Raw genomic sequence first — 14,774 nt, forward strand, 5'->3', positions numbered from 1 at the left:
TTCGCAGAGCGGTTCCGGCCGTCCTGCCCAACCGGAAGGAAACCCTATGATTCGTCTGCATGGCTTTGCGCTGTCCAATTACTACAACAAGGTGAAATTCGTCCTGCTCGAACACGACATCCCGTTCGAGGAAGTGTTTGTGCAGCCGTCGCAGGAAGACGCAGTGCGCGCGCACTCGCCGCTCGGCAAGGTGCCGTGGATCGAAACCGATGAGGGCGATCTGTGCGAGTCGGCGGTGATTGTCGAATACCTCGCGGCGCGTTACCCGGACCGGCAGATCTTCTCCGCGGACCCGTGGGAGGCGGCGAAGGAGCGTGAACTGATCGCGTTCGTCGATACCCATCTTGAACTCGTCGCGCGCAATCTGTACAAGGAAGCGTTCTTCGGCGGCACGATTACGGACGCCACGAAGGCGCGCACCGAGAAGCTGCTGGCGCATCACATCGCGGGTTTTGTGCGACTGGCGAAGTTCGCGCCTTATCTGCGCGGCGAGCGGTTCTGCGTGGCCGACACGGCGGCGTTCGTGAGCTTGCCGCCTGTCGGCATGGCTACGCAGGCGATCTACGGACGCGACTTCCTGCTCGATGCGGGTATCGACTGGAAGCGCTATGTGAAGGTGGTGGGCGAGCGCCCGGCGGCGCAGCGGGTCAGCGCGGACCGCAAGGCCTATGTGGAGGCCATGCAGCAGCAACGTACGTGAAGGGACGCTGCGCGACGGCGGGAGCGGCAAGGCCGGTCGGGTCGTCGTCGCGCTCATCGCATCAGGCCGGCGTCAAAGTCGCGCGAGCCGCTCGAGCGCCGTCGCGAGCGTGCTTTCCTTCTTCGCGAAACAGAAGCGCACGACGCCCGATTCGTGCGGCTCGTGATAGAAGGCCGAGACAGGAATTGCGGCCACGCCGATCTCGGTCGTCAGCCACTTCGAGAATTCGGCTTCGGGCAGATCGCTGATCGCGGAGTAATCCACGCACTGGAAATAGGTGCCTTCGCAGGGCAGCAGGCGAAAGCGCGTGTTCGCGAGGCCGGCGCGGAAGAAGTCGCGCTTGCGCTGATAGAACGCGGGCAACTCGAGATACGGCGCCGGGTCGCGCAGGTATTGGGCGAGGCCGATCTGCATCGGCGTGTTCACCGTGAAGACGTTGAACTGGTGCACCTTGCGGAATTCCGCCGTGAGCGCGGCTGGTGCCGCGACGTAGCCCACCTTCCAGCCCGTCACGTGATAGGTCTTGCCGAAGCTCGACACGATGAAGCTGCGGGCGGCGAGATCCGGGTAGCGCGCGACGCTTTCGTGCGGTTCGCCGTCGTACACCATGTGCTCGTAGACCTCGTCGGAGAGGATCAGCACGTTGGTGCCGCGCACGATGTCCTGCAGCCGCTGCATGTCCTCAGCGCGCCAGACGGTGCCTGTCGGGTTGTGCGGCGTATTGATGAGGATGAGCCGCGTCTTCGGCGTGATGGCGGCGGCGAGCCGGTCGAACGGAATTGCGTATTCCGGCGCCTCGAGCGTGACGAAGACCGGCGTGCCGCCCGCGAGCTCGATGGAGGGCAGGTAGCTGTCGTAGGTCGGCTCGATCACGATCACTTCGTCGCCGGGATGGACCGCGGCCAGGATGGCCGTGAGCAGCGCCTGCGTGGCGCCGGCGGTGACGGTGATCTCGGTGGCCGGATCGTAGCGGCGGCCGTAGACGTTCGCGATCTTGTCCGCGATTGCTTCGCGCAGCGGCGCGACGCCGGCCATCGGCGGGTACTGATTGTGACCGTCGCGCATGGCCGTTGCGACGGCGTCGACGATGCGCGGATCGCAGTCGAAGTCGGGAAATCCCTGGCCCAGGTTCACCGCGCCTCTTTCTGCGGCGAGTGCGCTCATTACGGTGAAGATCGTCGTGCCGACGTTCGGCAGGCGGGACGGGAAGACGGGCGTCGTTGGCGGCGTGTCGTGCGGTGCGTTCATGGCGCGGCGTGGCAGAGGGCTCGGGGTGAAAAGTGAGTGGAAAGCAACGTCGATTGTAGGGAATCGCCGCGCATCGTGGGCTCCGGTCCCCGTGCGGTCGTCACGCGGGCACGGGCTCGTTCGGCCCAGCGGACTCAGCGAGCGCGACACAGGCTGCGACGAACTGCGCGGGCGGCGCGATCTGCAAGCCGAAGTCGCGCGTCATGCGTTTGGCGAGCTTGAGCACGGCGCGGTCCTTCGAAACGAGCCATGCGGCGCCGCTGCCATGCGCGAGTTCGATGAACTTCTGATCGTCGCGGTCCTTGCATTGCGGCAACGGTCTTGCGCCTTCCGTTGGCAACGCGCGCTCGACACGCAGCGTCAGCCGCTCGACGTTAGCGAGCGCGGCTGCCTTGTCGACCGAGCGCTGCGCGAACTGCGGATACTCGAGCACGCGCGCCAGTTCCGCGAAGCAGCGTTCGTCCACTACGGCCTCCAGCGCACCCGCTTCCAGCGCGGCGTGAATGGGCCGCGTGTGAGGATCGTCGAATACGAGGATGTCGATCCAGACGTTCGAGTCGAGCACGACGCGCAGCGCGCGAGTCGAGTGGGGCGGGCGGGTTGGGGTCGAACCTTGGGAGCCGGGCATTCGTTACATTCGCTACAATCGGGCTTTTGTCTCTGTCCTGCAGGCACGGCGTGCCTGGAAGCCTCTATGATAATCGTTCTGTCGCCGGCCAAATCGCTGGACTACGACACGCCTGCGCACATCCGAAAGCACACCCTTCCCCATTTCGTCGATGACGCCGCTGAGCTGATCGACGGTCTGCGCCGTCTCTCGCCGCAACAGATCGCTACGCTCATGAAGATTTCAGACCCGCTCGCGCAGCTGAACTTTCAGCGTTTCGCGGAGTGGTCACCGACGTTCGGCACACACAACGCGAAACAGGCGGTGCTCGCATTCAATGGCGACGTGTACGAGGGTTTCAACGCGAAGACGCTTTCGGCCGCCGATCTCGATTACGCGCAGAAGCACGTACGCGTGCTCTCAGGCCTTTATGGATTGCTGCGACCGCTCGACCTGCTGCAGCCTTATCGCCTCGAAATGGGCACGCCGTTCGCGAACGGGCGCGGCAAAGACCTGTACGCGTTCTGGGGCGAGCGCATCACGCACGCGCTGAACGAGCAGTTCGCGCGCAACGAGAAGGCGGGCGCAAAGGCGGCGCGCGTGCTGGTCAATTGCGCCTCGAACGAATATTTCCGCTCGGTGCGGCCAAAGCTGCTGGATGCGCCCGTCATCACGCCTGTGTTCGAAGACTGGAAGGGTGGCCGCTACAAGGTCATCAGCTTTCACGCGAAGCGCGCGCGTGGCTTGATGGCGCGCTACGCGGTCGAGAACCGCATCGACGAGCCGACCGCGCTCAAGGGTTTCGACGCCGAAGGCTACGCGTTCGACAAAGCCGCGTCGAACGATTCGACATACGTATTCCGCCGCCGGGCGGCTGACTGACGCACCGGCCGAGGAGCCGCTATCCCATGACGCTTTCCATCACCAGCAATTTCGACGCAGGCGCGATCGACGTGGTGTCCTGCGCGGACGCCTCTGATATTCGCCTGCGCGTGCGGCCCGACAATCGGTCGGAGTTCGCGCAATGGTTCTACTTCCGGCTTTCGGGCGCGCGCGGCGAGCGCTGCGTAATGACGTTCGAGAACGCGTACGCATGCGCATTCGCCGAGGGCTGGCGGGACTACCATGCGGTCGCGAGCTACGACCGTGTGAACTGGTTTCGTGTGCCCACCTCGTATGACGGACGCGTGCTGACCATCGACCACACGCCGGAGTTCGACCGCATCTACTACGCGTATTTCGAGCCGTATAGCGAGGAGCGCCACTCGGAGTTTCTCGGGGCGGTCCAGCAGATGCCGCATGCGGTGCTGACGGAGCTCGGTACGACGGTGGAAGGGCGGCCGGTTTCGCTGCTGACGCTCGGCACGCCGGAAGCGCTGCCCGCCAACGGCAAGCCGAAGAAGAAGGTGTGGATCATCGCGCGGCAGCACCCGGGCGAAACCATGGCGGAATGGTTCGTCGAAGGGCTGGTGAAACGGCTGGCCGGCTGGGGCGACTGGGCCGGCGATCCGGTGGCGCGCAAGCTCTACGATCACGCCGTGTTCCACATCGTGCCGAACATGAATCCGGACGGCAGCGTGCACGGCAATCTGCGCACGAACGCGGTGGGGGCGAATCTGAACCGTGAATGGATGGAGCCCGATGCGGCGCGCAGTCCTGAAGTGCTGCATGTGCGCAACGCGATTCACGCGACTGGCTGTGATCTGTTTTTCGATATCCACGGCGATGAAGCGCTGCCGTATGTGTTCGTCGCCGGGTCCGAAATGCTGCCTGGATTCACAGAACGACAGCGTACCGAGCAGCAGGCGTTCATCGAGTCCTTCAAGCTGGCGAGCCCCGACTTCCAGGATAAGCATGGCTACGCGGCCAGCAAGTATCGCGAGGACGCGTTGAGGCTCGCGTCGAAGTACATCGGCAATGCGTTCGGCTGTCTGTCGCTCACGCTCGAAATGCCGTTCAAAGACAACGCGAACTTGCCGGACGAGCGCGTGGGATGGAACGGCGAGCGCAGTGCGGCCCTGGGCGCGGCGATGCTTCAGGCCATCTTGCGGCACGTCGAGACATTCGATTGACCGCCTTCGAGCGATAACGCCCGAGTGCTGACGGGGAATCTGCGTCTCGCGGATTCCCCGTTTTGTTTCCGAAGCGGGAGCAGGCGACTCGCCAGGTCGCGCACCGTGGCGCGGAGCGGTGAAGCGGCCCCATGCGCCGCTGCGGCGTTCATTTGTGGCCCCGTGCAATGCAAGGCCACTGCGTCGCTGACGGACAGAGGCGCTCGGGCTGCGGCTCAGTGTTTCTTTTTTGTGCCCGAGTTGCTCTTCTTCGCGTTCTTCCTTGAAGATCCGTTGCCCGTCACCGCGTGCTTGCCTTTGCCCTTCTTGCTGGCGGAATGGGATGCGCGTGGCTTCGCGGGTGGTACGGGGTCGTTCCAGCTGAACGCCAGCATCTGCTGGCCGACGTAGCCGCAGCGGAACTTGAGCTGGAATGGGCCGTTAGCGCCATTCTGCGAAACGCCCAGTCCTTCCACCGTTACGATCGTATCGACCTTGACGCGTTGCTTGCCTTCATCGAACGAATCGTTCCATGGCGTGACGGACGAGTGCGAGCTGTCGAACGAACTGGGGGGGAATTCGACGTGGTCGAATGCGGTCGAGGTGCTCGCGACGAAGTTGCCATGCGCCGCACAGTCCGCGACCAGCGGGTCCGCGTGCATCTGGCTGACAAATTGATTGACGAGTTCGTTGTGCTGTTCCAGTTGATCGGCCCATACAGGCGTGACGCATGCAAGCGAAATGCTTGCCGCGAAAGCCGTCAGCGGGCCGATCAACCGCAGCCACCGGCGGTGTGCTTGGGTTCGATCCATCTAGTGGGATGGCGGGGTGAAAACATCTGAGACGTAAGATGCTGTGTCGGCAAAGGTAGTTCAATCCTCATTCGACATTTTTGTGCTTTGTGGGTTGACGCATCTCGTGGCGGCTCTGATCGACGTTCGGCGGGAAGCGCTCCATCAAGAGCGGCGGTGCGCTTCTTGTATGTTGAGTATGGAAGGCGGCTTGCGTGCGCTCCGCGGAGACACGTGAGCAAGGCAACTGCAGGCGAGCGGTTCAGGTGCGAGGTCCGCCAAGCCTGTAGCGGCGCACATCGTACGTCGTGACCCAGGCTGGACGATAGACAGCGATGAGGGCCGTGGACATCCCGGTGAACCAGGCTTCGCCCGACGCAAGCACCAGCACGCTAAAGGCGTAGCCGGCCGGCACGACGAGCATCGAGCCGTTTGCCAGACCGATGTGCGCGCCGAGTGCAACGTACGCTGCGACGGTGACGGCAATCGCCGGCGCCACGAAGCCCTGGCTCACGATGAAGACGAGCAGGTTACGGGGCAACCAGGCAACCGCGGCGCGTTGGAGCAGCGCTGAAACACCAACCGGGAGCGCGCCGAACACGAGGAAGGTCAGCGCGATGCCTTGCCACGATGCGTCGAAGACGAGCGCGGCAAGGCCGGTGACGACCGCCATCGCGACGAGCGCGAGTGCCCAGTCGAACAGCGTAACCACGAGCGTGGCACCGAGAACGTGCATGACCGTGCCGTCCTCGAGCCACGCGTTGGTTGCCCAGAGCACCGATACCGCGACGATGATCGCAAGCCAGACGTGTTGCAGCGTGGCATCGTGCAGACGTTTGAACGGGTTTCGCCACAACGCGAGCGCAAGCAGACCGGCGGCGGCGATCCAGGCACCGACGGCGACCCACAGCGGAAGCGGCGTATAGAGGAAACCCATGTGTCTCATATTACTCGTTGGACGACAAAACGTGTGAGCGCATTCCATGCCAGCCGCAGTCGTCTGTGCGCGCGATCATCCTTCCTTTGTATCGTCGTCCGGGTTCGGCGCCGACGCGTCGAAGGGCGGCGCTGGCTCAGCAGCCATCGGCAGATCTTCGGCGGCGTTGTCGCCCGGCAACGGATACGAGAAAGACGATTTCTTTCGTTTGCGTAACGGCACAGGGCCTGGCTCGCCCGGCACCGGTTTCGGCGCCTGTGCGGAATCTTCGCTCAAGACCTGAAGCTGCGACGAAAGCCAGCCGTTATAGATCGCAACGGCTGCGGCACGGTTCGGCGCGCCGAGTTGCTGGAAAATGCACGCCAGGTGGATCTTCACCGTTCCTTCGCTGATGCCCAGGGTCTTCGCGATCATCTTGTTCGTGCTGCCCATATGGACGCATCGCATGATCTGCTCCTGCCGTGGCGACAAGCCGCTTGAAAGCCTGGCTCGCTTTGGCGGGACGGCGAGTTGGGCTGCGCGCCGTTTTAGTCGCTCGCTGCCTTCTGCGCCAGCGGGCTTCAGTACGTCGGCCGGCAGGTACTCTCCGCCTAGCATCACCATTTCGAGCGCGCGCAAAATGAGGCGCGCGTCCATGGAGCGTGGAATCACGCCCGGTACGCCCTTGTCGATCAGGCTTCGGGCCAGTCCCGGTGATCCTCGATCTATGACGACCGCGAGGCGCAGACGCGGATACGCTGTCACGAAGGCGTGCACGTCGCCGAGCCGCATGCCTTCGTGCCAGTCGATGACGATCAGGTCGAGGGTGCAATGGCGTACGGCGCGGTCGGCGCTCCGCCAGTCCACTATGTCAATGAAGCGCGCCTGTCGGTCGATTTGTCTCAACAGCGCCTTGAGTCCCTCGCGCCGTTCCGCGTCAGGGTTGAATACGGCGAATCGCATTGCGTTCGTTCTCCTATGGGCCATTTCATGTGTCTCGATGCGCGCATCCCAAGGGAATCCAAGGGGCTTGCGATGTGGCACCACAAGGATTATGACAAAAAGCTTTCGGAAAATCGGCCTGGCCGGAAGGTATAGAATCAATTAATAAAAAGAAAAAGCCCCGCGCAGGGCGGGGCTTGCATCAGATTATGCGTAATCAATGAAAATGCGGTTGTGCAGGCTCGGCGTCTTCCGGCATTTCGGCATGAACGATCTCGCCTAGCGGATCGGCATAGAGAGGTACGCCGCAATCGTCGCAATATTCCGGTTCGAAGCGCCCCGCATGCCGGCGGATATCGGTGACACCCGTTTCCTTCAGGAGACCGACGATTTCTTCGAGCGGGCCATCGGCGACATGCTCCTCGCCGGGCTCCTCGTCAATCTCCGCTTCGCCGTTTTCGCGGCCGTACAGTGGCCAGACGACGCCGTAAATGACGTCATTGCTGCCGCGCCGCGTGAAGCCGATGCGGTATTCGTCGATGCGGCGTTCGCCAAAGCCGGCTACGACTGCCCGCAGTTCCTGTGGTGCGGCGCCGATGGTGTCGAACAGATAACGCACGGCGGTGCGCACGGTGTGCGGGCGCACGCGCTCGTCTGCGTCGCGACAAGCCGAGTAGTACGCGTCAGGCAACAGGCACTCGAATTCGCAACCAGGCAGTACCAGCGCCAGATTGGCGCCGCCTTGGGTAGCCCACTGCTCTAGGCACTGACTGCGCTCAATGCGCGCGCCGTGCTCTTCTTCCTGCCAGCGGAATAGCGGGGCGCCCACCGGTGCGGCCACTACGGCCAGCAGGAAACGCGGGTCCGCGAGAATGGGAGACGTTTCGGGCAATTCGCCGAAATTGATTCGCGCGTTGCTGCCGCTCATTGCCGCCTGCGCGAGCTGCTGCGCGATGCGCCAGGTTTCGACATGGTGGCGCGGCAACTGATCGATGCTGTACAGATACGGCGCCATGGCGACGCGTGTCTCGCCCGCGAGTACGTGGGCTTGGAGATGAGCGCGCAGCGCGTCCGCCGGTTCTGTCTTCAGCGGGCCGGACGGAATCACATAGCGCGTCCAGGCGAGCACTGGCGCGGCGATGAGGAGCGCCTCGTACTGCGTGCCTTCGTGCTCGATGATGAACGACTCGCTGTGCGTCTCGGCCATGTCGGCAAGCGCACCGTAGGCGTCGGGATGGTTTTGCTGGAGATGATCGAGCGCGGCGTCGAGCGTCGTCTGGTTGCCGTTGCGGACGATCTTCGCGAGCAGCGTGTCGAGCTTCGTCTCCCAGAAGCGGTCTTCGGTGCGGCTGCCCGACGCGAATAGCGCGAGCGAGAGGCCGACGAGCTTGTCGGCGTCGGGGGGGAGGCGTTTGGCGATTCGCGAGCGCATAAATCCAGTAAATGAGGGGCGAAGAACGTCATATTCTAGACGGTTCCATGAACTGCATCGTGCGTGCTCGGCAATATGTGAGTGTCACCAGAAAGTGCGGCGACGACATGCCCCAAAGGACGTCGGAGGGTAGTGCTCGGCATGTTGCGGTGCTGGAGTCGGTGCTAACGCCCTGGAACGTCGCACGTGTCAGGATGTTGGTTGACCTTTGGAATGCAGACGGCGGCACGCCAACGGGTGGAAAGTGCGAATTGCTGCGCGGTATGGCGCCAGTGAGAGACTTCTGCGGGTGACGAGGTCTTGACGTTGGCTTTCCTTCTGTCGAATGTCCAGGTATCCGCTCGGGGATGTGAAAAAACTGCTTGCCAGGCGTGTGCGGGGTGACTAGAATCTCGCTCTTTCGCGCTCCGGGAGCCGGGGCGGGGAGAGACGGGAAGGCCCGCGTGGCGGGGCGTTCCGGGGAGGTGGTGGTGAGGCTGGCAGGGTGGAAGCGGTAAAAAACCTGTTGACGGCTGACCCGGAAGTCTTCATAATCTCGTTTCTCTGCTGCTGATGCAGCGACGCAGGCGGTACCGGGGTGAAGTGTCCTGGTGGTGCGGCGAACGATCTTTAAAAACTTACAGCCGATAAGTGTGGGCGCTTGATGGCGGCGCGCCCGGTGACGTGAAGTTGCCGGGAAGCAAAGGTATCAAGAGTCTCACACGGTAAGGAAGGTAGTGAAGAGATTCACGACCTGTCAGTACCGAGTTGAGCGACCTGTCCGGAGACGGACAGAGACAGTAACAGGTTTGAACTGAAGAGTTTGATCCTGGCTCAGATTGAACGCTGGCGGCATGCCTTACACATGCAAGTCGGACGGCAGCGCGGGCTTCGGCCTGGCGGCGAGTGGCGAACGGGTGAGTAATACATCGGAACGTATCCTGGAGTGGGGGATAGCCCGGCGAAAGCCGGATTAATACCGCATACGCTCTGAGGAGGAAAGCGGGGGACCTTCGGGCCTCGCGCTCAAGGGGCGGCCGATGGCGGATTAGGTAGTTGGTGGGGTAAAGGCCTACCAAGCCGACGATCCGTAGCTGGTCTGAGAGGACGACCAGCCACACTGGGACTGAGACACGGCCCAGACTCCTACGGGAGGCAGCAGTGGGGAATTTTGGACAATGGGGGCAACCCTGATCCAGCAATGCCGCGTGTGTGAAGAAGGCCTTCGGGTTGTAAAGCACTTTTGTCCGGAAAGAAATCATCGGGGCTAATACCTCTGGTGGATGACGGTACCGGAAGAATAAGCACCGGCTAACTACGTGCCAGCAGCCGCGGTAATACGTAGGGTGCGAGCGTTAATCGGAATTACTGGGCGTAAAGCGTGCGCAGGCGGTGCTGTAAGACCGATGTGAAATCCCCGGGCTTAACCTGGGAACTGCATTGGTGACTGCAGCGCTGGAGTATGGCAGAGGGGGGTGGAATTCCACGTGTAGCAGTGAAATGCGTAGAGATGTGGAGGAACACCGATGGCGAAGGCAGCCCCCTGGGCCAATACTGACGCTCATGCACGAAAGCGTGGGGAGCAAACAGGATTAGATACCCTGGTAGTCCACGCCCTAAACGATGTCAACTGGTTGTTGGGGATTCATTTCCTTAGTAACGTAGCTAACGCGTGAAGTTGACCGCCTGGGGAGTACGGTCGCAAGATTAAAACTCAAAGGAATTGACGGGGACCCGCACAAGCGGTGGATGATGTGGATTAATTCGATGCAACGCGAAAAACCTTACCTACCCTTGACATGTACGGAACCCTGGTGAGAGCCGGGGGTGCCCGAAAGGGAGCCGTAACACAGGTGCTGCATGGCTGTCGTCAGCTCGTGTCGTGAGATGTTGGGTTAAGTCCCGCAACGAGCGCAACCCTTGTCCCCAGTTGCTACGCAAGAGCACTCCGGGGAGACTGCCGGTGACAAACCGGAGGAAGGTGGGGATGACGTCAAGTCCTCATGGCCCTTATGGGTAGGGCTTCACACGTCATACAATGGTCGGAACAGAGGGTTGCGAAGCCGCGAGGTGGAGCCAATCCCAGAAAACCGATCGTAGTCCGGATTGCAGTCTGCAACTCGACTGCATGAAGCTGGAATCGCTAGTAATCGCGGATCAGCATGCCGCGGTGAATACGTTCCCGGGTCTTGTACACACCGCCCGTCACACCATGGGAGTGGGTTTTGCCAGAAGTGGCTAGTCTAACCGCAAGGAGGACGGTCACCACGGCAGGATTCATGACTGGGGTGAAGTCGTAACAAGGTAGCCGTATCGGAAGGTGCGGCTGGATCACCTCCTTTCCAGAGCAGCGCGTCCAAAGTCAGAGCGCTCACACTTGTCGGCTGTATGAATGACAGACTCAGGGGTCTGTAGCTCAGTCGGTTAGAGCACCGTCTTGATAAGGCGGGGGTCGTTGGTTCGAATCCAACCAGACCCACCATGTCGATGCGCGTTGGTGCTTCAGCACCTACGGGCATCCCACCCCCGAAGGGGGAGGGCGGATCACCTGGGTATGAATTGGTTATGCTTGGGGGCATAGCTCAGCTGGGAGAGCACCTGCTTTGCAAGCAGGGGGTCGTCGGTTCGATCCCGTCTGCCTCCACCAGTCCCCAGCGCGCAGCATCCGCATGAAGGCGGGTACTGCGCCCTGGCGACTGCCAGCCAGACGGCATGAAGTTGATGCCGCTGTCGTTCTTTAACAATCAGGAAGCAGCAGTAATTTGACTGATGCGAAAGCGCCTTGTGAGATGGGCGTGAGTAGGTCAGTCAGGGTTGTGATTGTATCGAAGTATCTCAGGGCCATTGCAAGATGGCATTGGAATACGGCACAACGCGAGAACTCAACCTGTAGCGGTTGTGGTCATGTCTCCATTGGGGACGAGACTCACCCGTTATAGGGTCAAGCGAACAAGTGCATGTGGTGGATGCCTTGGCGATCACAGGCGATGAAGGACGCGGTAGCCTGCGAAAAGCTCCGGGGAGCTGGCAAACAAGCTTTGATCCGGAGATGTCCGAATGGGGAAACCCACTCCTTCTGGAGTATCCGTGGCTGAATACATAGGCCATGTGAGGCGAACGCGGCGAACTGAAACATCTAAGTAGCCGCAGGAAAAGAAATCAACCGAGATTCCCAGAGTAGTGGCGAGCGAAATGGGAGCAGCCTGTACTCTTTATCTGCAGTGTTAGCTGAACGCTCTGGAAAGTGCGGCCATAGCGGGTGATAGCCCCGTAGGCGAAAGCATTGTGGAAGAACTGGGTGTACGACAAGTAGGGCGGGACACGTGAAATCCTGTCTGAAGATGGGGGGACCATCCTCCAAGGCTAAATACTCGTGATCGACCGATAGTGAACCAGTACCGTGAGGGAAAGGCGAAAAGAACCCCGGGAGGGGAGTGAAACAGATCCTGAAACCGCATGCATACAAACAGTCGGAGCCCTGAAAGGGGTGACGGCGTACCTTTTGTATAATGGGTCAGCGACTTACATTCAGTGGCGAGCTTAACCGTATAGGGCAGGCGTAGCGAAAGCGAGTCCGAACAGGGCGTCCAGTCGCTGGGTGTAGACCCGAAACCAGGTGATCTATCCATGGCCAGGCTGAAGGTGCGGTAACACGTACTGGAGGGCCGAACCCACTGACGTTGAAAAGTCAGGGGATGAGCTGTGGATAGGGGTGAAAGGCTAAACAAACCTGGAAATAGCTGGTTCTCTCCGAAAACTATTTAGGTAGTGCCTCGTGTATCACCTTCGGGGGTAGAGCACTGTCATGGTTGAGGGGTCCATTGCGGATTACCTCGCCATAGCAAACTCCGAATACCGAAGAGTGCAATCACGGGAGACAGACATCGGGTGCTAACGTCCGGTGTCAAGAGGGAAACAACCCAGACCGCCAGCTAAGGTCCCCAAACATGGCTAAGTGGGAAACGAAGTGGGAAGGCTAAAACAGTCAGGAGGTTGGCTTAGAAGCAGCCACCCTTTAAAGAAAGCGTAATAGCTCACTGATCGAGTCGTCCTGCGCGGAAGATGTAACGGGGCTAAGCCATGTACCGAAGCTGCGGATGCAGATTTATCTGCATGGTAGGAGAGCGTTCCGTAAGCCTGCGAAGGTGCACCGGAAGGTGTGCTGGAGGTATCGGAAGTGCGAATGCTGACATGAGTAGCGATAAAGGGGGTGAAAGGCCCCCTCGCCGTAAGCCCAAGGTTTCCTACGCAACGTTCATCGGCGTAGGGTGAGTCGGCCCCTAAGGCGAGGCAGAAATGCGTAGCTGATGGGAAGCAGGTCAAGATTCCTGCACCGGCGTGAAATGCGATGGGGGGACGGATCGCGGAAGGTTGTCCGGGTGTTGGAAGTCCCGGTCGCTGCATTGGAGAAGGTGCCCTGGCAAATCCGGGCACGCAATTCAAGGGTGTGGCGCGAGCGGCCTCGGCTGCGAAGCAACTGGAAGGGGTTCCAGGAAAAGCCTCTAAGCTTCAGTTTCACGTTGACCGTACCGCAAACCGACACAGGTGGGCGAGATGAGTATTCTAAGGCGCTTGAGAGAACTCGGGAGAAGGAACTCGGCAAACTGGTACCGTAACTTCGGGATAAGGTACGCCCTGGTAGCTTGACCGGCCTGCGCCGGAAGGGTGAAGGGGTTGCAATAAACTGGTGGCTGCGACTGTTTAATAAAAACACAGCACTCTGCAAACACGAAAGTGGACGTATAGGGTGTGACGCCTGCCCGGTGCCGGAAGATTAAATGATGGGGTGCAAGCTCTTGATTGAAGTCCCGGTAAACGGCGGCCGTAACTATAACGGTCCTAAGGTAGCGAAATTCCTTGTCGGGTAAGTTCCGACCTGCACGAATGGCGTAACGATGGCCACACTGTCTCCTCCCGAGACTCAGCGAAGTTGAAGTGTTTGTGATGATGCAATCTACCCGCGGCTAGACGGAAAGACCCCATGAACCTTTACTGCAGCTTTGCATTGGACTTTGAACCGGTCTGTGTAGGATAGGTGGGAGGCTGTGAAGCGTGGACGCCAGTCTGCGTGGAGCCGACCTTGAAATACCACCCTGGCTTGTTTGAGGTTCTAACCCAGGTCCGTGAATCCGGATCGGGGACAGTGCATGGCAGGCAGTTTGACTGGGGCGGTCTCCTCCCAAAGCGTAACGGAGGAGTACGAAGGTACGCTAGGTACGGTCGGAAATCGTGCTGATAGTGCAATGGCATAAGCGTGCTTGACTGCGAGACCGACAAGTCGAGCAGGTGCGAAAGCAGGTCATAGTGATCCGGTGGTTCTGTATGGAAGGGCCATCGCTCAACGGATAAAAGGTACTCTGGGGATAACAGGCTGATACCGCCCAAGAGTTCATATCGACGGCGGTGTTTGGCACCTCGATGTCGGCTCATCTCATCCTGGGGCTGTAGCCGGTCCCAAGGGTATGGCTGTTCGCCATTTAAAGAGGTACGTGAGCTGGGTTTAAAACGTCGTGAGACAGTTTGGTCCCTATCTGCCGTGGGCGCTGGAAGTTTGAGGGGGCCTGCTCCTAGTACGAGAGGACCGGAGTGGACGAACCTCTGGTGTACCGGTTGTCACGCCAGTGGCATCGCCGGGTAGCTATGTTCGGAAGAGATAACCGCTGAAAGCATCTAAGCGGGAAACTCGCCTCAAGATGAGACTTCCCCGGGGCTTCGAGCCCCTTGAAGGGTCGTTCAAGACCAGGACGTTGATAGGCCGGGTGTGGAAGCGCAGTAATGCGTTAAGCTAACCGGTACTAATTGCCCGTAAGGCTTGATCCTATAACCGGTGTGTTTCAGATACACACCGCCACAGTTGCGCGTTGTGCCCAGTCACAACCCCCATTACCACGCTGCTTCCCGATTGGCTGCGCCGCAGCCGGGCCACCTACGCCCCCAGCGACGCAGCAACCCGTCATGCCTGATGACCATAGCGAGTCGGTCCCACCCCTTCCCATCCCGAACAGGACCGTGAAACGACTCCACGCCGATGATAGTGCGGATTGCCCGTGTGAAAGTAGGTAATCGTCAGGCTCCCCTTGCCGATACAGACCCCGCCCCTCAAAAGGC

9 protein-coding genes, 2 tRNA genes and 3 rRNA genes are annotated in these 14,774 nt (G+C 60.6%); 8 read left to right on the plus strand and 6 right to left on the minus strand.

Annotated elements, in window-relative coordinates; all coding sequences use genetic code 11:
- Positions 1-46 precede the first annotated feature (46 nt).
- On the plus strand, positions 47-700 hold the full coding sequence (locus U0042_RS24430) for a glutathione S-transferase (protein ID WP_114813448.1): 654 nt from the start codon (positions 47-49) through the stop codon (positions 698-700).
- A 72-nt stretch (positions 701-772) separates the two neighbouring features.
- Here the strand turns inward: U0042_RS24430 and U0042_RS24435 are convergent, their stop codons facing one another.
- Together U0042_RS24435 and U0042_RS24440 are read right to left on the minus strand one after the other, a co-directional pair.
- Positions 773-1,948 carry a pyridoxal phosphate-dependent aminotransferase gene (locus U0042_RS24435; protein ID WP_114813446.1) on the minus strand — a complete coding sequence of 392 codons (1,176 nt, stop codon included), beginning with the start codon at positions 1,946-1,948 and terminating at the stop codon, positions 773-775.
- 100 nt (positions 1,949-2,048) lie between these two features.
- Positions 2,049-2,576, minus strand: a complete 528-nt coding sequence (locus U0042_RS24440; protein WP_114813444.1) for a putative toxin-antitoxin system toxin component, PIN family — start codon at positions 2,574-2,576, stop codon at positions 2,049-2,051.
- A 66-nt stretch (positions 2,577-2,642) separates the two neighbouring features.
- Between U0042_RS24440 and yaaA the strand changes: the two genes are divergently transcribed.
- Positions 2,643-3,437 (plus strand): peroxide stress protein YaaA, encoded by a 795-nt coding sequence (gene yaaA, locus U0042_RS24445; RefSeq protein ID WP_114813442.1) that lies wholly within the window; start codon positions 2,643-2,645, stop codon positions 3,435-3,437.
- Between the two features lie 26 nt (positions 3,438-3,463).
- Positions 3,464-4,627 carry a M14 family metallopeptidase gene (locus tag U0042_RS24450; protein WP_114813439.1) on the plus strand — a complete coding sequence of 388 codons (1,164 nt, stop codon included), beginning with the start codon at positions 3,464-3,466 and terminating at the stop codon, positions 4,625-4,627.
- 215 nt (positions 4,628-4,842) lie between these two features.
- Here the strand turns inward: U0042_RS24450 and U0042_RS24455 are convergent, their stop codons facing one another.
- From U0042_RS24455 to U0042_RS24470, 4 genes are all read right to left on the minus strand, one after another.
- A complete protein-coding gene (locus U0042_RS24455) occupies positions 4,843-5,418 on the minus strand; it encodes a BspC domain-containing protein (RefSeq protein WP_114813438.1) in 576 nt (191 codons plus the stop codon).
- 241 nt (positions 5,419-5,659) lie between these two features.
- A complete protein-coding gene (locus U0042_RS24460) occupies positions 5,660-6,334 on the minus strand; it encodes an energy-coupling factor ABC transporter permease (RefSeq protein WP_114813436.1) in 675 nt (224 codons plus the stop codon).
- Positions 6,335-6,409: 75 nt separating this feature from the next.
- A complete protein-coding gene (locus tag U0042_RS24465; protein ID WP_114813435.1) occupies positions 6,410-7,276 on the minus strand; it encodes a helix-turn-helix transcriptional regulator in 867 nt (288 codons plus the stop codon).
- Positions 7,277-7,472: 196 nt separating this feature from the next.
- The gene (locus U0042_RS24470) at positions 7,473-8,687 is read right to left on the minus strand and encodes a DUF2863 family protein (RefSeq protein WP_114813434.1); all 1,215 of its coding nucleotides are present in this window, start codon (positions 8,685-8,687) and stop codon (positions 7,473-7,475) included.
- A gap of 790 nt (positions 8,688-9,477) precedes the next feature.
- Here U0042_RS24470 and U0042_RS24475 point away from each other — a divergent pair.
- The 5 genes from U0042_RS24475 to rrf all read left to right on the plus strand — a co-directional run bounded on the left by U0042_RS24475 (position 9,478) and on the right by rrf (position 14,738).
- Positions 9,478-11,008: ribosomal RNA gene (locus U0042_RS24475) — 16S ribosomal RNA — on the plus strand.
- Positions 11,009-11,071: 63 nt separating this feature from the next.
- A tRNA-Ile gene (locus U0042_RS24480) sits at positions 11,072-11,148 on the plus strand.
- A gap of 89 nt (positions 11,149-11,237) precedes the next feature.
- Positions 11,238-11,313: transfer RNA gene (locus U0042_RS24485), tRNA-Ala, on the plus strand.
- A 292-nt stretch (positions 11,314-11,605) separates the two neighbouring features.
- Positions 11,606-14,486 (plus strand): 23S ribosomal RNA (locus U0042_RS24490).
- Between the two features lie 138 nt (positions 14,487-14,624).
- Positions 14,625-14,738, plus strand: a 5S ribosomal RNA gene (rrf, locus tag U0042_RS24495).
- Together the 16S, 23S and 5S rRNA genes with 2 tRNA genes alongside form the textbook arrangement of a ribosomal RNA operon.
- Positions 14,739-14,774 lie beyond the last annotated feature (36 nt).

Source organism: Paraburkholderia kururiensis (assembly GCF_034424375.1).
GTDB classification, from domain to species: Bacteria; Pseudomonadota; Gammaproteobacteria; order Burkholderiales; family Burkholderiaceae; genus Paraburkholderia; species Paraburkholderia kururiensis_A.